Source organism: Arthrobacter sp. AFG7.2 (genome assembly GCF_002892835.1).
Classification (GTDB): domain Bacteria; phylum Actinomycetota; class Actinomycetes; order Actinomycetales; family Micrococcaceae; genus Arthrobacter.
In genome coordinates this window covers 57,494-79,414 of sequence record NZ_PJMB01000007.1, presented here as the reverse complement: position 1 = coordinate 79,414, position 21,921 = coordinate 57,494, and the positions used below count along the sequence as shown (strand labels likewise).

Annotated in this window: 16 protein-coding genes; 11 read left to right on the top strand and 5 right to left on the bottom strand. The window is 66.6% G+C overall.

The annotated features are described in order from the left end of the window. Positions 1-101: 101 nt before the first annotated feature. From CXX84_RS13405 to CXX84_RS13355, 11 genes are all read left to right on the top strand, one after another. Positions 102-2,078 (top strand): APC family permease, encoded by a 1,977-nt coding sequence (locus CXX84_RS13405; protein ID WP_102977209.1) that lies wholly within the window; start codon positions 102-104, stop codon positions 2,076-2,078. Continuing rightward, complete coding sequence (locus CXX84_RS13400) at positions 2,075-3,451, top strand: class I SAM-dependent RNA methyltransferase (RefSeq protein ID WP_102977208.1); 1,377 nt, start codon at positions 2,075-2,077, stop codon at positions 3,449-3,451. The genes CXX84_RS13405 and CXX84_RS13400 overlap by 4 nt, the downstream gene beginning before the upstream one ends. A 165-nt stretch (positions 3,452-3,616) precedes the next feature. Beyond that, the gene (locus tag CXX84_RS13395) at positions 3,617-6,442 is read left to right on the top strand and encodes an aconitate hydratase (protein WP_102977207.1); all 2,826 of its coding nucleotides are present in this window, start codon (positions 3,617-3,619) and stop codon (positions 6,440-6,442) included. Positions 6,443-6,583: 141 nt separating this feature from the next. Further along, entirely contained in the window at positions 6,584-8,557 is a 1,974-nt protein-coding gene (gene dxs / locus CXX84_RS13390; RefSeq protein WP_102977206.1) for a 1-deoxy-D-xylulose-5-phosphate synthase, read from the top strand. After that, positions 8,554-9,171, top strand: a complete 618-nt coding sequence (locus CXX84_RS13385) for a DUF402 domain-containing protein (protein ID WP_102977205.1) — start codon at positions 8,554-8,556, stop codon at positions 9,169-9,171. Before dxs ends, CXX84_RS13385 begins: the two co-directional genes overlap by 4 nt. Then, on the top strand, positions 9,168-9,728 hold the full coding sequence (locus CXX84_RS13380; protein ID WP_102977204.1) for a hypothetical protein: 561 nt from the start codon (positions 9,168-9,170) through the stop codon (positions 9,726-9,728). Before CXX84_RS13385 ends, CXX84_RS13380 begins: the two co-directional genes overlap by 4 nt. Before the next feature lie 9 nt (positions 9,729-9,737). Beyond that, positions 9,738-10,715, top strand: coding sequence for an aldo/keto reductase (locus CXX84_RS13375; RefSeq protein ID WP_102977203.1), 978 nt, complete (start codon positions 9,738-9,740; stop codon positions 10,713-10,715). Positions 10,716-10,724: 9 nt separating this feature from the next. Continuing rightward, positions 10,725-11,750, top strand: a complete 1,026-nt coding sequence (locus CXX84_RS13370) for a nucleoside hydrolase (protein ID WP_102977202.1) — start codon at positions 10,725-10,727, stop codon at positions 11,748-11,750. Positions 11,751-11,913: 163 nt separating this feature from the next. Then, entirely contained in the window at positions 11,914-12,732 is an 819-nt protein-coding gene (locus CXX84_RS13365; RefSeq protein WP_102977201.1) for a glycosyl transferase family 9, read from the top strand. 10 nt (positions 12,733-12,742) lie between these two features. Further along, complete coding sequence (locus CXX84_RS13360) at positions 12,743-13,486, top strand: energy-coupling factor transporter transmembrane component T (protein ID WP_102977200.1); 744 nt, start codon at positions 12,743-12,745, stop codon at positions 13,484-13,486. A 3-nt stretch (positions 13,487-13,489) separates the two neighbouring features. Beyond that, positions 13,490-15,055, top strand: a complete 1,566-nt coding sequence (locus CXX84_RS13355; protein WP_102977199.1) for an ABC transporter ATP-binding protein — start codon at positions 13,490-13,492, stop codon at positions 15,053-15,055. On the opposite strand, the gene CXX84_RS13350 is transcribed toward CXX84_RS13355, so the two are convergent. The 5 genes from CXX84_RS13350 to CXX84_RS13330 all read right to left on the bottom strand — a co-directional run bounded on the left by CXX84_RS13350 (position 15,056) and on the right by CXX84_RS13330 (position 21,912). Beyond that, positions 15,056-17,215: a 3-hydroxyacyl-CoA dehydrogenase NAD-binding domain-containing protein gene (locus CXX84_RS13350; RefSeq protein ID WP_102977198.1), complete on the bottom strand. Its 2,160-nt coding sequence runs from the start codon at positions 17,213-17,215 to the stop codon at positions 15,056-15,058. Then, positions 17,212-18,492, bottom strand: a complete 1,281-nt coding sequence (locus CXX84_RS13345) for a thiolase family protein (RefSeq protein ID WP_102977197.1) — start codon at positions 18,490-18,492, stop codon at positions 17,212-17,214. Before CXX84_RS13345 ends, CXX84_RS13350 begins: the two co-directional genes overlap by 4 nt. Before the next feature lie 153 nt (positions 18,493-18,645). Then, positions 18,646-19,980: an HRDC domain-containing protein gene (locus CXX84_RS13340; protein WP_102977196.1), complete on the bottom strand. Its 1,335-nt coding sequence runs from the start codon at positions 19,978-19,980 to the stop codon at positions 18,646-18,648. A 102-nt stretch (positions 19,981-20,082) separates the two neighbouring features. Further along, positions 20,083-20,739, bottom strand: coding sequence for a DUF3000 domain-containing protein (locus CXX84_RS13335; RefSeq protein ID WP_102977195.1), 657 nt, complete (start codon positions 20,737-20,739; stop codon positions 20,083-20,085). Positions 20,740-20,811: 72 nt separating this feature from the next. Beyond that, the gene (locus CXX84_RS13330) at positions 20,812-21,912 is read right to left on the bottom strand and encodes a threonine aldolase family protein (protein WP_102977328.1); all 1,101 of its coding nucleotides are present in this window, start codon (positions 21,910-21,912) and stop codon (positions 20,812-20,814) included. Positions 21,913-21,921 lie beyond the last annotated feature (9 nt).

The window sequence follows — 21,921 nt, the reverse complement described above, 5'->3', positions numbered from 1 at the left end:
CTGTCCAGGTCCTGCTGCTAGCACTCTACCGCCAGCGCCCGGGCTCCAGGCTGCCCACAGGCCGTCATGACACAGCCCGGGAATCAGACTAGCTTTGTGGGGTGCTGACAATATTGAACGCCGCCAAGCGTGTGCTGGTAGGCCGGCCGTTTCGGAATGACCGGCTGGCGCATACGCTGCTTCCCAAGCGGATCGCACTCCCGGTTTTCGCCTCCGATGCCCTCTCGTCCGTTGCTTATGCGCCGGATGAGATCCTGCTCACGCTGGCTCTGGCCGGCGTCAGCGCGGTGGCGTTCTCACCCTGGGTCGGGCTGGCGGTCATGGTGGTCCTGCTGACGGTGGTGGCTTCCTACCGCCAGAATGTCCACGCCTATCCTTCCGGCGGCGGCGACTACGAGATCGCCGGGGAAAACCTCGGCAAGTACGCGGGCCTCACGGTGGCGTCCGCACTGCTGGTGGACTACGTCCTGACCGTAGCGGTGTCCATGTCCTCGGCCGCCTCATACCTCACCACCGCCATTCCGGCGCTGCACGGCCGGCAGGCGCTCATTGCCACCATCGGCGTCGTGCTGCTTGCCCTGGTCAACCTGCGGGGGGTCAAGGAGGCCGGCAGCGTGTTTGCGGTCCCCACCTACATCTTCATGGCATCGATTCTGGGCATGACGGCCGTGGGCATCTTCCAGTCGCTCACCGGACAGTTGGGGCAGGCCCCCTCGGCTGCCTTCGAGATCGTTCCGGCGCCCGGGTTCGACGAGGGACTGGTGGGGCTTGCCGGCGCCTTTCTCCTGCTCCGCGCTTTTTCCTCGGGCGCGGCGGCGTTGACCGGCGTCGAGGCCATCAGTAACGGTGTCCCCAATTTCAGGCCGCCAAAGAGCAAGAACGCGGCCACCACCTTGCTGCTGCTGGGCGTTATCGGCGCCACCATGCTCGCCGGCATCATGTACCTGGCCAATGCCACCAAAGTCCGCATTGTCCTTGACCCGGCCACGGAGTTCCTGCTCAACGGCAGCCCCCTGCCGGAGGGATACATCCAGACCCCCGCCATCAGCCAGATTGCCCAGACTATCTTCGGGCCGGGATCCGTACTGTTCTATATCGTGGTGGCCGCAACCGGCGTCATTCTGGTCTTTGCCGCCAACACCGCCTTCAACGGCTTCCCCGTGCTGGGCTCCATCCTTGCCCAGGACGGCTACCTGCCCCGCCAGTTGCGGACCAGGGGTGACCGGCTTGCCTTCAGTAACGGCGTGCTTGCCCTCGCCGCGGGTGCGCTGGTGCTGGTCCTCGCCTTCAACGCCGACGTCACCAAGCTCATCCAGCTCTACATCGTGGGCGTCTTCATCTCCTTCACCGCCAGCCAGCTGGGGATGATCCGGCACTGGGGCCGGCAGCTCAAGCTGGCCAGGGACAAAGCGGTCCGGCGCCGGATGGCCAAGTCGCGCATCATCAACAGCATCGGCTTCGGCATGACAGCAACGGTCCTTGTGATCGTGCTGGTCACCAAGTTCGAGCAGGGCGCCTGGATTGCGCTGCTCGCCATGTTCATCCTGTTCCTGATCATGTGGAGCATCAGGGCGCACTACGACAATGTGGCCAGGGAACTGGCAGTGGACGAGGACTCTTCGCCGCGTGCCCTTCCCACCCGGGTACACGCCGTCCTGCTGGTATCTCACGTGCGCAAACCCGTCCTGCGGGCCCTTGCCTACGCCAGGGCGTCGCGGCCCTCCCGGCTGGACGCGGTGACAGTGGATATCGACGCCGAAGAAACCGCGCAGACGGTGGCGGACTGGGAGAAGCTGGAAATTCCGGTTCCGCTGACTGTACTCGCGAGTCCCTACCGCGAGACTGTCACGCCCATCATGGACTACATCAAACAGATGCGGCTGGACTCGCCACGGGACCTGATCGTCGTCTACATCCCGGAATACGTGGTGGGCAAGTGGTGGGAGCAGCTGGTCCATAACCAGACAGCCCTCCGTATCAAGACCCGGCTGCACTTTGAACCAGGAGTCATGGTGGCGAGTGTTCCCTGGCAGCTGAAATCATCCGAAGAAGCCAAAAACCTGCAGGATATCCAATGACTGAAAAGACACAAACCCAGCCGGCACTGACCGGAGAAGCGGGCACGGACGTAGTGCTCGACGTCGGACCCGTGGCGCATGGCGGCCATTGCGTCGCGAGGCACGAAGGACGCGTCATCTTTGTCCGCCACGCTGTCCCGGGCGAAAAAGTGCGGGCGCGTCTGACGGACGCTGACGAAAAGGCCACGTTCTGGCGCGCCGACGTGGTGGAGGTCCTCGAGGCATCACCGGACCGCGTGGACCACTTCTGGCGCCCTGCTGATTCGCGCCGCGCCTGGGGTCATGGACATCCTCCCGTGGGAGGGGCTGAGTTCGGCCACATCACCCTGGCCCGGCAGCGGAGCCTTAAGGCGGACGTGCTGAACGAACAGCTCAAGCGCCTCGCGGGGTTGGAACCGGTGCCGGACGGGGAGGCTGCCCTGGTGGAAGCAGTGGACGGCACCCCGGACAGCAGGGACGGCCTCCGCTGGCGGACGCGGGCCAGTTTTTCGGTAACCCCCGGCGGCAAGCTGGGGATGCACGCACACCGTTCGGGACACATTATCCCCATCCATGAGATGCCGCTGGCCATCGATGCCATCAACAACCTCCGCCTGTGGGACATCGACCTGCAGGGAATTGACCGCGTGGAGGTGGCCGCACCGGCCAACGGCTCGCGGCCTTTGGTGTTGCTGGCTGCTGCCAAGGGAACCAAGCCAAAACGCCTGGGCGCCATCGCGGCCCGGCTCCCCGCCGACGTGTCAGTGGCGGCTTTCGACCCCGCCACTGAGGACGTGCAGCAGGTGCGGGGACGCACCTGGGTGCAGGAATCAGCGGCGGGGCACGAGTACCGGGTGACCGGGGCAGGATTCTGGCAGATCCACCGCGACGCGCCCGGGACCCTTGTGGGGGCTGTCACAGAATTCCTGCAGCACGGCGGCTTCCTGCATGCCGGCGCCGTCGTTGCCGACCTCTACGCAGGTGCCGGACTCTTCACCGCGGTGCTGGCCGACGCGGTGGGGGAGACGGGGTCCGTCCTCTCGGTGGAGGGTGCTTCCGGAACCAGCCGGGACGCACGCAAGAACCTGCATGACGCACCCCAGGTGGAGATCGTCCAGGGCCGGGTGGAGCGGGTCCTCCGCCAGAAGCCGCGGGACTTCGACGCCCTCATCCTGGACCCACCGCGGGCCGGAGCGGGAAAAGCAGTGGTTAAGCAGCTTGTTGACGCGCACCCCCGCGCCATTGCCTACGTGTCCTGCGATCCGGCGTCGTTCGCCCGGGACGTGGGGTACTTCAGGCAGGCAGGCTGGGAGCTTGCAGGACTCCGGGCCTTCGACCTCTACCCCCACACGCACCACCTGGAGACTGTCGCGCTGCTGACACCGCGTCCCTGATACCGGAACCGGGATCGACTACTATGGCGGTAGTAGTCCCACGTCGCGCTCCGTAATCACGGCCGGCCGTGTGCAATTTTCGGGCCCTGCACTAATTAGGGCCTCCTAACTAGCAGGCGGTCAACCGCGCGACAAAGATGAAACTGTTGCGAGAGGAGTCCTGCGATGAGCACTGTGGACAGCTTCGGTTCAAAAGGCAAACTTAATGTAGCCGGAACCGAATACGAAATTTTCCGGTTGAACTCCGTTGAAGGTGCAGAAAACCTTCCGTTCAGCCTCAAGGTATTGCTTGAAAACCTGTTGAGGACCGAGGACGGCGCGAACATCACTGCCGATCACGTCCGCGCCTTGGCAGGCTGGGATCCAAATGCCCAGCCCGATACAGAAATCCAGTTCACGCCTGCACGCGTGATCATGCAGGACTTCACCGGCGTCCCCTGCGTGGTGGACCTGGCGACCATGCGTGAAGCCGTGAAGGAACTGGGAGGTGACCCGAAGCGGGTCAACCCCCTGGCGCCCGCCGAAATGGTCATTGACCACTCGGTCCAGATCGACGCCTTCGGCAACTCCGGCGCACTGGAGCGCAACATGGAGATCGAATACCAGCGCAACGGGGAGCGCTACCAGTTCCTGCGCTGGGGCCAGACCGCGTTCGATGACTTCAAGGTTGTACCGCCGGGAACCGGCATCGTGCACCAGGTCAACATCGAATACCTGGCCCGCACCGTCATGACCCGTGAAGTCGACGGTGTCCTGCGTGCCTACCCCGACACGTGCGTGGGTACCGACTCGCACACCACCATGGTCAACGGCATGGGCGTGCTCGGCTGGGGCGTCGGCGGCATCGAAGCCGAGGCTGCCATGCTTGGGCAGCCCGTCTCCATGCTGATTCCGCGTGTTGTGGGCTTCAAGCTGACCGGGTCCATCCCCGCAGGCGCCACCGCCACCGACGTGGTGCTCACCATCACCGAACAGCTTCGCAAGCACGGCGTTGTGGGCAAGTTCGTCGAGTTCTACGGCGAAGGCGTGGCGGCAGTGCCGCTGGCCAACCGCGCCACCATCGGCAACATGAGCCCGGAATTCGGTTCCACGGCAGCCATGTTCCCCATCGACGATGTCACGCTGGACTACCTGCGCCTCACCGGGCGTGCGGACCAGAACGTGGCCCTGGTCGAGGCCTACGCCAAGGAGCAGGGTCTCTGGCATGACCCCTCCCGCGAAATCAAGTTCTCCGAGTACCTTGAACTGGACCTGTCCACGGTTGTTCCGTCCATCGCCGGCCCCAAGCGCCCGCAGGACCGGATCGAACTCACCGAGGCCAAGGACGAGTTCCGGCACGACCTGAAGAACTACGTCTCCCACGAGGCCGACGCCGGCAGCCTGGACGAATCGCTTGAGGAGACCTTCCCGGCCTCCGACTCGCCCTCGTTCACCGCCGGCGCCACGCACATCTCCGACTCAGACCGCGAGCCGCCGAAGTACTCGGCCGGCCACGGGGGAGCAGGACGCATCTCGCAGCCCGTTCCGGTCAAGATGGCTGACGGCCGCGAGTTCGAACTGGACCATGGCGCCGTCACCATTGCATCCATCACCTCCTGCACCAACACGTCCAACCCCTCGGTCATGCTGGCCGCCGCGGTCCTGGCACGCAACGCCGTGGACAAGGGCCTCACGTCCAAGCCGTGGGTCAAGACGTCCGTTGCACCGGGTTCCAAGGTGGTCACTGACTACTACGAGAAGTCCGGCCTGACCCCCTACCTGGAGAAGCTTGGCTTCTACATCGTGGGCTACGGCTGCGCCACCTGCATCGGCAACTCGGGGCCGCTGGAAGCCGAAGTCTCGGAAGCCATCCAGGCCAACGACCTCGCCGTCGCGGCTGTCCTCTCGGGCAACCGCAACTTCGAAGGCCGCATCAACCCGGACGTCAAGATGAACTACCTGGCCTCCCCGCCGCTGGTCATCGCCTACGCCCTGGCCGGCTCCATGGACTTCGACTTCGAAACCGACGCCCTGGGCCAGGACAAGGACGGTAACGACGTTTTCCTGAAGGACATCTGGCCCAACCCGGTCGAGGTCCAGCAGGTCATCGATTCCTCGATCGACAAGGAAATGTTCGCCAAGGGCTACGAAGGCGTCTTCGAGGGCGACGACCGCTGGAAGGCGCTCGACACCCCCGCCGGTGACACCTTCGCCTGGGATCCGAACTCCACCTACGTCCGGAAGCCCCCGTACTTCGAGGGCATGCAGGCACAGCCTGAGCCGGTCAAGGACATCACGGGCGCCCGCGTACTCCTGAAGCTGGGCGATTCGGTCACCACTGACCACATCTCCCCGGCCGGTTCCTTCAAGTCGGACACCCCCGCGGGCCAGTACCTGCTGGCCAACGGCGTGGAGCGCAAGGATTTCAACTCCTACGGTTCCCGCCGCGGCAACCACGAGGTGATGATCCGCGGAACGTTCGCGAACATCCGCATCAAGAACCAGATCCTGGACGGCGTCGAAGGTGGCTTCACCCGCGACTTCAGCCAGGAAGGCGGTCCCCAGGCCTACGTTTACGACGCCGCGCAGAACTACCAGGCAGCCGGCACCCCGCTGGTGGTCCTGGCAGGCAAGGAATACGGTTCGGGTTCCTCCCGTGACTGGGCTGCCAAGGGTACCGCCCTGCTGGGCGTCAAGGCCGTCATCGCCGAGAGCTACGAGCGCATCCACCGCTCCAACCTCATCGGCATGGGCGTCCTGCCGCTGCAGTTCCCGGCCGGCGAGACCGCTGCGACCCTGGGTCTGTCCGGCACGGAGACGTTCTCCGTTGAGGGGGTCACCGCCCTGAACGAGGGCACCACGCCCAAGACCCTGAAGGTCACAGCGATTGCTGAGGACGGCAGCTCGACGTCGTTCGACGCCGTCCTGCGCATCGATACCCCGGGTGAAGCGGACTACTACCGCAACGGCGGCATCCTGCAGTACGTGCTGCGCCAGATCTCCGCGAACTAGCGGGCTCTGCCACCAGGCACCACCACCCGAAGCCCCGGCCGGTCACCGACCAGCCGGGGCTTCGGCTTTGCTGATGCGTCTGGTCCTGCGGACCAAGGCGTTAGAGTTAAACGGCACGTCTACCATCCGAAGGAGGGGTCATTGGGAATCTTGGACACCATCCGGAATCCGCAGGACCTGAACGAGTTGTCCGAAGAGCAGCTGACCCAGCTGGCTTCAGAGGTCAGGGATTTCCTGATCACGAACGTCTCGCAGACGGGCGGGCACCTCGGACCCAACCTTGGCGTGGTAGAGCTGACGCTTGCCGTGCACCGAATTTTCGACTCGCCCCGTGACAGCATCGTCTTCGACACCGGGCACCAGTCCTATGTCCACAAGCTGCTGACCGGACGCCAGGATTTCAGCACCCTTCGCCAGGAAGGCGGCATCTCGGGGTACCCGTCACGTGCCGAGTCAGAGCACGACATTGTTGAGAGCTCGCATGCCTCCTCGTCACTGTCCTGGGCTGACGGGATCTCCCGCGCCCGCCAGCTGACCGGTGAAGGCGACCGCTACGTCATCGCGGTGGTGGGGGATGGTGCGCTGACAGGCGGCATGGCCTGGGAAGCCATTAACAACATCGCCGCGGACAAGCGCCGCCGGGTGGTGATTGTGGTCAATGACAACGGCAGGTCCTACGCCCCCACAGTGGGCGGATTCGCCGACTACCTCGCATCCCTGCGTCCCACCATCGACTCCTTCCGGACAGCACCCGCCTACGAAGTGGCGCTCGACTGGTGGAAGAAGAAGCTCCAAAACGGAGGACCCGCCGGCCAGTTCACCTACAAGAGCCTCCATGCCATGAAAAAGGGCATCAAGGACTGGTGGGCCCCGCAAGGCATGTTCGAAGACCTCGGCATGAAGTACATCGGCCCCGTGGACGGCCATAACCTCCAGGCCATGGAAAACGCCCTGTCCACAGCCAAGCACTACGGCGGACCGGTCATTGTCCATGCGATGACCGAAAAAGGCCACGGCTACGCCCCGGCGCGCGCCCACGAGGCAGACCAGTTCCACGCCGTTGGCATCATCGACCCCGAAACCGGGGAACCCACCGGCACCGCCGGGGCCCAGTCCTGGACCTCCGTCTTCGCCGACGAAATCGCTGCCATCGCCGATGAGCGGAAGGACGTCGTCGGAATCACCGGGGCCATGCTGATCCCCGTCGGGCTGCACAAGTTCGCCGCCAGGCACCCGGACCGGGTGATCGACGTCGGCATCGCCGAACAGCACGCCCTCACCTCCGCCGCCGGCATGGCCTTCGGCGGACTGCACCCCGTGGTCGCTGTCTACGCCACCTTCCTGAACCGGGCATTCGACCAGCTCCTGATGGACGTGGCCCTGCACAAGGCCGGGGTCACCATCGTCCTGGACCGGGCTGGTGTCACCGGACCGGACGGCGCCAGCCACCACGGCATGTGGGACATGTCCATGGTCCAGATCGTCCCGGGACTCCACCTCGCAGCGCCGCGCGACGCCAGCCGCCTCCGTGAGGAGCTCCGCGAAGCCGTGGCCATCAGCGACGCCCCCACGGTGGTCCGTTTTTCCAAGGGATCTGTTGGCGCCGAGGTGGAGGCCCTTGAACGCCTGAGCGACGGCGTGGACGTACTGTCCCGTCGGCCCAGCGGCTCCACCGAAAACGATGTCCTGATCGTCAGCGTCGGCGCCATGTCCGAGCTTGCGCTGGACGTGTCCAACCGGCTCGGCGCGCAAGGCATCAGCACCACCGTGGTGGATCCGCGCTGGGTCCTGCCCGTCCCGCGGTCCATCATCGCGCTGGCATCCCACCACCGGCTCGTCATCTGCATCGAGGACGGCGTCCGCGCCGGCGGCGTCGGCTCCCGGATTCGCCAGGAAATGCGCGCTGCAGGGGTGGATACTGCCCTGAACGAGGTGGGATTGCCGGTCGAATTCCTGGACCACGGCACCCGTGCCCAGATCCTCGACCGCGTAGGCCTGACCGCCCAGCAGATCACGCACGACGTCGTAGCCCAGGTTCTCGGCACGAAGGTCCCGTTCGCGCGTCCCCTGCCCGGCCAGCAGCACCCGACCACCGGCAGCCTTCCGATCCTGTGAGGGGCGAGGTTGAGCTGAAATACCCCGGTGTCCTGGCGGAGCCGGCGGCGGAGGACCAGCACGGGACGACACGGATTCCGGAAAACCTCGAACCAGGGCAGCTGGTTGTAGCACGGAACCGGAAGTGGAACGGGAAAGCCCACTGGGTGGTGCCCGGACGTTACCTTGGCGAGGACCGGCACGGCTGGTGGATCTTCCAGGGAACCAACGAATTCTGTTCCCGCCCGGGAGCCGCGTTCTACACCAAATCGGACGCCGTGCTCCTGATCCCCCGGGAGGGGGACTGGGTGGCGACGTTTTACGACGACGCCCATCCCGGTGGGGTGCGGATCTACATCGACCTGGCCGTGGCGCATGAGTGGAACACCATCCGTCCGGCAGTTACTGAGTTCCACGTTATCGACATGGATCTTGATGTGGTCCGGACGGCGGGCAGGGGTGTGTTCATTGACGACGAGGACGAATTCGCGGAGCACCTGGTGGCAATGGACTATCCCGCGGCCCTGGTTGACTCCCTCGAGGCATCCGCGGACCAGCTTTACCAGGCCGTGAAGGCGCAGCACGCGCCCTTTGATGGCAGTGACATTGAATGGTTTACCAAGGGACGGTCATGAGCGGAATTGTCAGGGTCTACAAACGCGACGACGAGGGCAGCCTCCACTTCCGGGAGGCCTGGTATGACGAGGACTACGGCCAGTTCGTTATGAACTACGGCGCTGTGGGGCACCAGAGCACGACCGAGGAGACTGACGTCGCCACAGCCGAAGCCGCGGAGAGCCTCCTGGATGCCTTTGCCGTCCAGTGCGACGAGGACGGCTACGCAGAAATTCCGGACGAGGAACAGTTCTGGGTCGTGGCCCAGTTTGCACTGAAAACCCGGGAGGGCACCGACAGGGACCGCTACCTGGAAGGGAAGGCAACGGACGCCTTGATCAGTCATCTCGCCTGGCGCGGGCTGGGCACGGTTGAGCGCTCTGAATTCACTGACTACAAGCTCAACATCTTCTGCCTGTGCCCTGACGTGAACAAGGCAGTTGCCGCCATCAAAATCTGCGCCCGCGGCGATGACCTGGACTTCACCAAACTCAGCATCGGCGCAGCACCGTTCAGCGACCCGCAGAACTTCAAGCTCAAGCACTCAGCAAAGCCCGCCAACAGCTTCAGCCTCTAAGGAGCGTCCGTGACCACTTACCGCCGCGTCGGAAAATCCGGCCTGACTGTCTCCACCGTCGGCCTGGGCTGCAACAACCTGGGCCGGGCCCACACTGTCACCGAATCGCAGGAGGCCACCGACGCCGTGGTGCACGCGGCAGTGGACGCCGGGATCACCCTGTTCGACGTCGCCGATACCTACGGCAGGGAGCCCGGACTCAGCGAGACGATGCTCGGCAGGGCGCTCGGAAACAAGCGGGCCGACGTCGTCGTAGCCACCAAGTTCGGCATGGACATGAAGGGGGCCAGCGGCCCGGACTTCGGCGCGCGTGGCTCGCGCCGCTACATCATCCAGGCGGTGGAGGCTTCACTGCGGAGGCTGGGCACGGACTGGATCGACCTCTACCAGTTCCACACCCCGGATCCGCTGACCCCCATCGACGAAACCCTGTCCGCGCTGGACACCCTCGTCGGCAGCGGCAAGGTCCGCTACATCGGGCACTCAAACCGGTCCGGCTGGCAGATCGCCCAGGCGGAGTATGTGGCCCGTGAACTGGGCAGCGCCCGCTTTATCTCCACCCAGAACCACTACAACCTCCTGGACCGGCGGGCCGAGCTTGAGGTAACGCCGGCCGCAGCGGAATTCGGCCTCGGCGTCCTGCCGTACTTCCCCCTCGCCAATGGCCTGCTGACGGGCAAGTACGCGCCCGGCCACGCCCCGGACGGCTCCCGGCTCAGCCACACCCGCACGCACCTGATCCACGACGCAGACTGGGACCAGCTCGGCAGATTCAGCACCTTTGCCAGCGAACGCGGCCTGACCGAGATCCAGGTGGCTTTCTCATGGCTCGCGGCCCAGCCCTCGGTGGCCAGCGTCATTGCCGGCGCCACCAGGCCGGAGCAGGTCCGCCAGAACGCCGAATCAGCCGACTGGTTGCCCTCCGAAAAGGACCTTGCGGAGCTGGACAGCATCTTCCCTGCCGTGCCCAAAGTTGCCCTGTTCTAGAAGCCGGGAATGACAGCCTTCCTGATCGACGTGGACACGGGCATCGACGATGCCCTGGCCCTCACCTACCTTGCCGCACTGCCGGACACCGAGTTTGTGTCAGTCACAGCAACCCCCGGAAACGTGGATGTGGACCAGGTTGCGCTCAACACCCTGGCATTGCTGGAACTCTGCGGCCGGCCCGGAGTCGAAGTGGCCGTGGGTGCATGCGGGCCACTGGCCATACCGCTCCTCACAACCCCGGAGACGCACGGGCCCCAGGGCGTCGGCTACGCGGTCCTGCCCCAACCGGCCGGCAAAGTCTCGGCGCGGAACGCCGTCGACCTGTGGGTTGAACACGCACGCAACCGGCCGGGCGAGCTCACGGCACTCATCACCGCTCCACTGACCAACTTCGCGCTGGCCCTGCGACAGGAACCAAAACTGCCGGAACTGCTGGCCAAGGTGGTGATCATGGGCGGCAGCTTCTACCACCAGGGAAACACCACGCCCACCGCCGAGTGGAACACCCATGTGGACCCGCACGCCGCCAAGGAAGTCTACGCCGCCTTCCAGGGCCAGCCTTTGGAAAAACTTCCCATTGTCTGCTCGCTGGACAGCACCGAGCGGATGGAACTGCACCCCGCCCACGTCCGGCAGTTGGCGGAAGCGGCCGGCGCGGATGTTCCGGAACTGGTGCTGCCGGAACAGCCGGAGGGCCGGCGCAGCACCTCGGACAATACCCTGGTCCGGCACCTGTCCGATGCCCTGCGGTTCTATTTCGAGTTCCACCGGCACTACGACCAGGGGTACCTGGCCCATGTCCATGATTTCTTCGCCGCAGGCGTGGCTGCAGGCACCCTTGAATTCCAGGCCCGGCCCGCAACCGTTGACGTGGAGACCGGCTCCCGGATGCTCATGGGCACCACCGTGGCCGATTTCCGGGGCCTCTGGGGACAGCCGCCCAATGCCCGCGTGGTGTCGACGAACCATCCTGAAGCCGCTTTCCGGGAACTGGTGTCCGCCGTCGGCGCCCTGGCCCGGCGCGTCGGCTGACCGCTACGCCTCAACCCTTCGCCATGGTGCCTGCCTGGCAGCGGTAGAATAGTCCGCGGACCGGACAGGCGCAGCTGCCTGGCGGCAGCTGCCGAGGTGACATAAGCAGCGTTCCATCGGCCCGGGATCCCGGGCCTTCCGCGCTCACCCCGAAGGAACCCCCATGTCATCGCCCTCCCTGACGCTCCCGTCCCCGGCCCCGGCAGCGGCCCGCAAGCGCCGGCTGCTCGAAATCCTGGGGGCGGTGGCCATTGCCGGCACCTACATCTACCTGGTCCTCAACCAGCCGGCTGACATCACCGGGGGCCCGGGCAGCGCGTCCGCCCTTATCGCGTTGTCCGGATTCCTGGCCGGTGCCATCCTGCTGATCGTGGCCGTCCTGCCGACGCTGCCGGCCTCCACGGTAGTGCTGATCCCCGTGGCGCTGGTCCTGAACATCGTGCTCGGACAGTTCGTGGGCAGCACCCTGGTCCCGTTCTACCTGGACGCGATCGGCACCGTCCTGATCGCGGTGCTGGCAGGACCGGCAGCCGGCGCCGCAACAGGAGCGCTCAGCAGCATCGTCTGGTCCTTCTTCAACCCCACGGTCCTGCCCTTCGCGGCCGGTGCCGCCCTGATCGGCTGCCTGGCTGGACTCGCCGCACGCCACGGGATGTTCCGCCGCTTCTACCTCGCGCCCGTGGCCGGCTTCCTCACCGGGATTATCGGCGGCGTGGTGTCCGCTCCGGTGGCGGCATTCGTCTTCGGCGGGACATCCGGCGTGGCCACGGGTGCCATTGTCAGTGCCTTCAGGTCAATGGGCGACACGCTCCTGGCGGCCATCACGAAGCAGGCCCTGATTTCCGATCCCATGGACAAGGCAATCGTCTTCACCGTGGTTGCCATCCTGGTCTACGCCCTTCCCGGCCGTGCGCGCCTTCAGTTTCCGTTCATCCGCCGGTACCGGGTGCTTGCGGGCCAAGCGCCCAAACAGGGCTGCTGACAACCCGACGATGCGCCTGCACCCGCTGACCTCCCTTGCCGCCGCCGGCAGCACGGCAGTGGTAACGACGGCGGCAGCCAGCTGGCCGCTGTCCGTCGCCGTCATGGGGGCCGCCCTCGCCGTGTCCGTCCGGGTCGGTACGGCACGGAGGCTGCTGCCGGCCGCCGCTGTTGTGCTGCTCCCGCTGGGCTTGTCGCTGCTGATGGTGCACGGGCTGTTCTTTCCCGAGGGGCGGACCGTCCTGGGACAGTGGGGACCGGCCCGGGTGACCATGGAGGGGCTTGCCTTCGCCTTCGAAAGGGCGGCTCAGCTGGGGGCCGTGGTCCTTGCCCTCCTGGTGTTTTCGTTCAGCGTCAGCGTTCCGGACCTCGTGGCTGCTTTGTCCGCCCGCGGGGTGCACGGACGGTTCGCGTTCGTGCTGGCATCCACCCTCACCCTGCTGCCGGCCATCGCAGCCCGGGTGGAACGGATCCGGCAGGCCCAGGAATCGCGCGGTCTGGTGATCCGCCCGGGGCTGCTGCACCGGGCAGCTGCCTTCCGGCTGCAGGCGGTTCCTTTGGTCCTGTCCCTGATTGAGGATGCGGGAACACGGACAGCGGCACTTGAGTCACGCGGCTTCAGCAATCCCGGGCCGCGGACCAGCTACCGGGAGGTGCCGGACTCTGGGCGCCAGCGCGTGCTGCGGGCTGTCCTGGCAGTGTCCGCCGGAGCCGCGGTTGCGGCGCGGCTCTGGCTGTCCCGGGCGGGAGGCTAAGGCATGGCCGGCACCGGGCAAACGATCCGGACGTCGCGGCCGGTCCTGTCGGCAGGGATCCGGAGCTTCACGTTCCACGGCGATGCTGCCCCGGCCCTGGAAGCCGTGGACCTCCAGGTGGTCCCCGGGACGCTGACCGCTGTCCTCGGCCCGTCCGGCAGCGGGAAGTCCACACTGGGACGGTTGCTGGCCGACTGGCTTCCGCCGGAAGGCGCAGGCACCCTCGAGGGCTTCCTTGAGCTCGCAGGAACGCGTCTGCAGTTCCGCGGCCGCGAGGACCCGCGGATCAATCCCGCCGAATGGGGCCGGCACGTGGGTTTCGTTCCCCAGGACCCTGCCGCCGTCCTGTCCACGGTGCGGTCAACGGTGGCGGAGGAACTCGCCTTCAGCCTCGAGAACGCAGCAATGGAACGGCCTGCGATGAAAGCTGCAGTGGAACACTCCGCTGCGCTGCTGAAGCTCACGGAGCTCCTGGACCGGAATCCCGCCGGGCTTTCCGGCGGCCAGCTGCGCCGTCTTGCCATTGGCTGTGCCATCATCTCCGGTCCGGAGGTGCTGATTATGGACGAGCCCTTCGCGTCACTGGACAGTGCCGGAGCTGCCGACCTGGCACTCCTGGTGGAAGACCTCGTTCGGCGTGGCACCGCCGTCGTGGTCCTCAGCCAGGTGGTCGACGCGCCGCTGCTGGCAGCGGAAACCTGGATTGTCCTGGCGCGGGGCACGGTGACGGCAAGCGGTCCGCCGGTTGAGCTGCTGGGCCAGGGGCAGCTGCCGTCCGGCATCCGGTCTTCGGGCAGCGGGCCGGCAGCGGAGCCGGGCGTGCACCAGCCGGCAAAGGCGCCGGATACAGTGCCGCGCGCGCCAGTGCTGGAGCTTCGCGGCGTCTCCTTTGACTATCGCCCCGCCAACAGGACAGGGCGACGACGCCGGGCCCTGCGGGAAGCCACTGGGAGCGACCGGCGCGGGCACGGGGTGTTGAGCGGCATTGACCTGAAGGTCCGGCCCGGGGAAATCGTGGCAGTGACCGGACCCAACGCGGCAGGCAAATCAACCCTCCTGCGCCACGTCAACGGGCTGCTGCGGCCCACCGCCGGCAGTGTCCTGGTCCATGGCACCGACATCACCGGGGCACCGGCGGGGGAGACGGCGCGCTCTGTCGGCCTGCTGTTCCAGCAACCCCGCGACCAGCTGTTCGAACGGACCGTCCTCCGGGAGGTGCAGTTCGGCCTGGACCGCCTGTTCCATCCCGGCGAGGCCGCTGCACGGGCCCTTGCGGCACTGTCCGCCGTCGGCCTCGCAGCGGCGGCACCCCGGCACCCGGCTGAACTGCCGGCGTCAGGCCAGCGCCTCCTCGCCCTTGCCACCGTGCTTGCCCGCAAGCCCTCAGTCCTCGCCCTGGACGAACCCACGGTGGCGCTCGACGGCGACGGCCTTGCCCTGCTCGATGCTGCGGTGCGTTCCGCGGCAGGGGAGGGCGCCGCCGTCGTGCTGGTCACCCATGACCTCGACTATGCCCGGGCGACGGCCCACCGGGTTGTAACGCTCGACGGCGGCCGGCTGAACGGCTGACTATGCCGGGCGGGACGCCGCTCCCGGCGGCATGAACCGCCGGCCGTTGACCCGCTCCGAGGCGCCCACCCTGTCAAGGTAGGGGGTGATGCCGCCGAGGAACATGGGCCAGCCGGCGCCCAGGATCATGCAGAGGTCGATGTCCTCCGGGCCGGCAACCACATCCTCCGAGAGCATCAGCCCGATTTCCTCTGCCAGGGCGTCCTGCGTACGCCGCAGCACCTGCTCCGCGGTGGAGGGGGAAGTGCCAAAGGACATCAGCGCCAGGGTGGACTGCGGGATCTCCTGTGATCCGTCCGGACCGGTCACCCACAGGCTCTTTACGCCGTTGTCGATGAGCTTCTGCAGGTTGGCGGACACCGTGAAGCGTTCCCCGAAGGCCGCGTGCAGCGACTCCTGGACGTGCTGGGCCACGGGCAGTCCCACCATGGCGCCGAGCGTGAAGGGAGTCATCGGCAGGCCCATGGGCCGCAGGGCACTGTCCGCCACCTCAGCGGGGGTCCCCTCGTCAAAGGCTGCCGTCACCTCGCCCATGAGCCGCAGCAGGATCCTGTTGACCACGAACGCGGCGGCGTCCTTGACCAGCACCGCCGTCTTTTTCAGGCCCTTGGCCAGTTCGAAGGCGGTGGCCAGCACGGCGTCGTCCGTCTTCGGGGCGCGGACGATTTCCAGGAGCGGCATGACGGCCACGGGGTTGAAGAAGTGGAAGCCCACCACGCGCTCCGGGTGCTGCAGGTCCTCCGCCATGGCGGTGACGGACAGCGAGGAGGTGTTGGTGGCCAGGATGCAGTCCGGGGAGACAATTGCCTCTAGTTCCGCAAAGACCTGTTTCTTGACGTTCAGCTCTTCGAAAACGGCTTCGATCACAAAGTCAGCATCCGCGAAAACGTCCTTGGAAACTGAACCTGTCACCAGCGCCTTGGTCCGGTTGGCGGCGTCCTGGCTGATCCGCTTCTTCCCCAGGAGCTTGTCCACTTCGGCGTGGACGTAGCCCACACCTTTGTCCACCCGGGCCTGGTCGATGTCCGTCATCACCACGGGAACCTTCAGCTGGCGGGCGAACAGCAACGCCAGCTGGCTGGCCATCAGGCCGGCACCCACCACGCCAACCTTGGTGACGGGACGGGCCAGCTTGCGGTCCGGGGCACCGGCAGGCCGCTTGGAGCGTTTCTGGACGAGATCCAGGAAGGCGTAGACGGTGGCACGGAACTCGTCCGTCTGCATCAGGTCGGCGAGGGTTTCGCATTCCAGGGCAGCGGACTCGGCCCGGCTCATGGTGCGGTTGGCCTCAAGAATGTCCAGGACCTTTCCCGGAGCGGGTGCCGCGTTGGACGTCTTCGCGTCCACGAAGGCCCGGCCGGCCTCGATGGCGGCGGCCCACCGTGCGGCGGTTGCAGCATCGGCGGGATCGACGGCGTTGGCGCGTTCAGCCGTCACCTCGCCCGTGATGACTTGCGCGGCCCAGGTGAGGGACTGCTCCAGGAAATCGGCAGGTTCGAACATTGCGTCGGCGATGCCGAGGCCGAAGGCCTGGGGTCCGGTCAGTGTCCGGTTGTTGCTGAGCGGGTTTTCGATCATCACCTTCACGGCGTTCTCCGGGCCGATAAGGCGCGGAAGGATGTAGACGCCGCCCCAGCCGGGCACCAGGCCAATGAAAGCTTCCGGCAGGGCAAGTGCTCCCGCTCCCGTGGAAACTGTGCGGTAGGTGGACTGCAGGGCAATCTCCAGGCCGCCGCCCAGGGCTGCCCCGTTGATGAAGGCGAAGCTGGGCACGCCCAGGTCCGCCAGCGTGGCGTAAACGTCGTGGCCCAACTGGGCCATCCACAGCCCGTGTTCGCGCTTGTCCAGGTTCTTCACCGCGGAAAGGTCCGCGCCGGCCACCAGATAATAGGGCTTGCCCGTTACTCCGACGCCGACGATCTCACCCCGGCCGGCCCGGTCCCGAAGACCCTCCAGCACCGTGCCGAGTTCCACCAGGGTATTGGGCCCCAGGGTGGTGGGCTTTGAGTGGTCCAGGCCGTTGTCCAGGGTGATGAGGGCAAAGGTGCCGGGGCTGGGCTTCCCGGCCGGCGCGGGAAGCCGGATGTCCCGGACGTAGGAATGCGTGACTGTTTCGTTGGGAAAGAGATCGGCAAGTTCGGTGAAATCAGCGGCGCTCATGCTGCTCCTTCGGAAACGGTTTCGGTGGCTGCGGAATCCCCGGGCCGGGCTCCGCTGTAGTCGGCATGGTGCGGGTTTTCCCAGATCACGGTGGCCCCCATGCCCAGGCCGACACACATGGTGGTGATGCCGTACCGGACAGACGGGTCCTCCTCGAACTGCCGGGCCAGCTGGGTCATCAGCCGTACTCCCGAGGAGGCCAGGGGATGTCCGACGGCGATGGCGCCGCCATAGCGGTTGACCCGGGGGTCGTCGTCGGCAATGCCGAAGTGTTCCAGGAAGCTCAGCACCTGGACAGCAAAAGCCTCATTGATTTCAAACAGGCCGATGTCGTCTATGGCCAGCCCCGCGTTCTTCAGGGCCTTTTCCGTGGCGGGGACGGGGCCGATGCCCATGACCTCGGGTTCAACGCCGGCATAGGCGTAACTGACCAGGCGCATTTTGACGGGCAGCCCAAGCTCGATTGCGGCGTCGGCGGAGGCCAGGACAGCCGCTGTTGCACCGTCGTTCAGGCCGGCAGCGTTGCCGGCGGTGACGCGGCCATGGGCCCGGAAGGGTGTGCGGAGGCCGGCAAGGTCGGCGGTGGTGGTCCCGGGACGGGGCGGTTCATCCGCGCTATTCAAGGTCCAGCCCTGGCCCGGCTTCATGGCTGCTACGGGTACGAGGTCCGGCTGGATCCGGCCGTCACGGCGGGCAGCCTCATACTTGGCCTGCGAGGCCACCGCATAAGCGTCGGTGCGTTCCCTGGTGATGGACGGAAAGCGGTCGTGCAGGTTCTCAGCGGTATTGCCCATGTTGAGGGCGGCGGGGTCGACCAGCCGCTCCGACATGAACCGCGGATTCGGATCGGCGCCGGCGCCCATGGGGTGGTTGCCCATATGCTCGACCCCGCCTGCCAGTACCACATCGTAGGCGCCAAAGCTGATGCCGCCGGCAGTAGCGGTCACTGCGGTCATGGCCCCTGCGCACATCCTGTCGATGGCAAAGCCAGGAACCGTCCTGGGCAACCCTGCGAGCAGGGCGGCAGTCCTGCCCAGCGTGAGGCCCTGGTCTCCGGTCTGGGTGGTGGCGGCGATGGCCACCTCATCGATGCGCTCCGGCGGCAGGGAGGGGTTGCGGCGCAGCAGTTCCCGGATACATTTCACTATCAGGTCGTCAGCGCGGGTGCCGGCGTAGATGCCTTTGTCCCCGGCCCTGCCGAACGGTGTGCGGAGGCCGTCCACAAAGACGACGTCCCGGACAGTGCGCAAGGATGCGCCGCTTTCCTGGTGGCTCACGTATAACTCCTCATCGAGACGTAGGCGCCGGGTGCATGCCGGTATGCGGCAGCCGGCCTGGCGGCAGTACGTCCGATGTTACTCGTGAGTAACTTAGCCTGCAAGGGGTGCCGGGCGGGAGGAGCAACTGGCGCGGCGCTGCTCCCGGCGGGGCTACTGTTCGCCGGGGCCTGTATCCGGCCTGGGCTCCTTGGCCGGCAGGGGCAGCGGGCGGAGGAACGCTTCGGTGATCAGGGGTGCAGCCAGTTCCACCTGCCAGGGCCGTGCGCCCAGTGCGCGCAGATCCGACGCGACGGCCGCTTCGCTGACATCCGCGGGCGGCCGCCATGCCACCCTCCGCAGGTAGTCGGGTGTCAGCAGGTTTTCCAGGGGGAGGCTCAGTTGCTCGGCCTTGGCCTGCAGCAGCGGCCGGGCGGTGGCCAGGCGGGCCGCGGCCTCGGGGTCCCGGTCAGCCCAGACCCGCGGCGGGGGCGGCGCGTTGGTGGGCAGGTGCAGCGGCGGCAGCTCTTCCAGGTCCCGGGCTGCTGCAATGCAGCGCAGCCAGCGTGGAGCCTCGCGCTGCGCGGCCCGGCCGTGGAAGCCCTTGGTGCCCAGCAGTTGCGGCACTGTGGACGGCATGGCTTTGGCCGCAGCCACCAGGGCGGAGTCCGGGATCAGCCGGCCCGGAGCCACATCCCGTTTCTGCGCCAGGGAGTCGCGCTCCAGCCACAGCTCCCGCACGGCCGCGAGCTGCCGGCGGTCCCGGATCTGGTGGAGGCCGGAGGTTTTCCGCCAGGGGTCAACGCGCGCCGGCGGAAGCCCCGCGGCCAGGATCGCGGCGAACTCCTGTTCCGCGTACTCCAGCTTGCCGTCAGCTTCCAGGAGTTCAATAAGTTCCTCGCGCAACTCCGTCAGTACTTCTACGTCCAGGGCAGCGTACCGGAGCCAGGGTTCAGGCAGCGGCCGGGTGGACCAGTCTGCAGCGGAGTGCTCCTTGGCGAGTCCGAAGCCCAGCAGTTGTTCAATGACGGCAGCGAGTCCCACCCGGGGCAGTCCCGCGAGCCGGGCGGCCAGTTCTGTGTCAAAGAGCTTGTCCGGCCACATTCCCAGCTCGGAGAGGCAGGGCAGGTCCTGGCTGGCGGCGTGCAGGATCCATTCGACGCCGCGGAGGGCATCATTGACAGTGTCCAGGTTCTCGAAAGGTTCGGGGTCGATCAGCCAGGTACCTGCGCCCTCCCGGCGGATCTGGACCAGGAAGGCCCGCTGGCCATAGCGGAAACCGGAGGCCCGCTCAGCGTCCACGCCCGCTGGTCCCGTCCCTGCGGCTATGGCTGCGGCGCAGCGTTCCAGACCGGACTGCGTTTCGATGACCAGCGGAACGCCGTCCCGGGGCGAAGCGAGTTCAACGATTTCGGGGACGGGGCTGTCAAAGCCTTCCACCGTGATGTGGGGCGCGGTATCAGCAGCCGGGACGCCGGCCGTGGTGTTTTCCGGAATGTGAGGGGTCATGATGCCTTTAGTTTACCGGCCGGCCGGTAAACGCCTGTGATTGGCCCTCCAATCGTGCCTGCCGCCGTATCTGCGCTGTGGTGTGCCATGTAGCCGGGGGCGTCAGTTCCGGCGCCGGTGCGTCAGGGGCGTGACGCCGTCCGGGAGCGGGGGCAGGCCGGCGAAGGTGCAGACCATGTCCGACCACGCCTCGAGGTGGGCCCTCACATCGGAGGTGGCCGGTGTCCAGGAGGCGCGCAGTTCGATATCGATGGACCCCGGCCTCCCGGCAAGGGTTCCGAAGCTCTCCGAGAGGACCCGGGTGGCAGTGCCGCCCGCGGCCCGGTATGGCGCCTTGTGGTTCTCCAGCGCCTCCACCAGCCAGGTCCACGCCACTGTTCCAAGCATCTCGTCGTTGCCCATCTCAGGCTCCAGTTCCGCACGGATATAGGTGACGATGCGGAATTCCCCGCCCCAGACGTCCGAGCCGTCCGGGTCATGGAGGAGGATGAAGCGGCCCGTTGCCAGCTCAGTCCGGTCCTCGTCATCGTCCCCGGTTCCGGAAGCGGCAGCGAGTGCCATGGCGGCGGGGCCGTGCAGGGGCGTTCCGGGCGTTCCTGCCCCGGGAGCGAAAACCTCAGCGCCCAGGGCCACGGCAAAAGGCGCCAGCCGGGCGGGCGCCGGAATCTCCGCCAGGCGGAGCTCCCGGCGGCACTGGGCTTTCCTGAGGGTTCCCAAGGCGTGGAGAAACTCCGGGGGAACCTGGTCAAGTGCGTTCACCCTCGCAGGTTACGCAACTGGACCGGGGAGGGCGGGTAGGCTCGCCGCCGGCTGCCGCGCTGACCTGCAGCGTTACCCGTTGTGGTGCCCCTGCGGGTGCGCACGGAGCTCATGGCGGATTGCGGCAACAAAGGAATCAACATCCTCTTCGGTGGTATCGAAGGAACACATCCAGCGCACCTCCCGGGCGGCTTCGTTCCAGTCGTAAAAACGGAAGGAAGCGCGCAGCCTGTCAGCCACCCCTTCCGGGAGGATGGCAAAGACGCCGTTGGACTCGGTTTTCTGCGTCGGCTGCACACCGTCAATGGTGTCGACGGCGGCGCGTAGCCGCGCTGCCATCGCGTTGGCGTGGGACGCGGACCGCAGCCAGAGGTCACCTTCGAGGAGGGCGATGAACTGGGCCGACATAAAGCGCATCTTGGATGCCAGCTGCATGTTCATCTTCCGCAGGTAGACGAGCCCGTGCGCGGCTTCCGGATTGAGCGCCACCACCACTTCACCGAACAACAGCCCGTTCTTGGTGCCGCCGAAGGAAAGGATGTCCACCCCGGCGTCGCGGGTGAACGCCCGCAGCGGCACCTGGAGGTGGGCTGCGGCATTGGCCAGTCGGGCGCCGTCCATGTGCAGCTTCATGCCCTTGGAATGTGCGTGGTCCGCGATGGCCCGCACCTCTTCCGGCGTGTAGCAGGTTCCGAGTTCCGTGGTCTGGGTGATGGAGACGGCGAGCGGCTGGGCGCGGTGCTCGTCGCCCCAGCCCCAGGCCTCCCGGTCGATCAGTTCGGGCGTGAGCTTGCCGTCCGGAGTGGGCACGTGCAGAAGCTTGATGCCGCCAATCCGTTCCGGCGCTCCGTTCTCGTCCATGTTGATGTGGGCGGTGGAGGCACACACCACGGCACCCCAGCGGGGGAGCAGCGACTGCAGGGACAGCACGTTGGCGCCGGTGCCGTTGAAGACCGGAAAGCACTCGATGCCGGGCCCGAAGTGTTCCTCCATCAGTTCCTGCAGCCTGGCGGTGTAGTCGTCCTCGCCGTAGGAGACCTGATGGCCGTCGTTCGCGGCTGCCAGTGCGGCGAGGACTTCCGGATGTACTCCGGAGTAGTTGTCCGAGGCGAACCCCCGGACGTTCGGATCGTGGAGGCGGACCCCGGCGGCGGTTTCAGCGGTTGTTGTCATGGCTTTGGT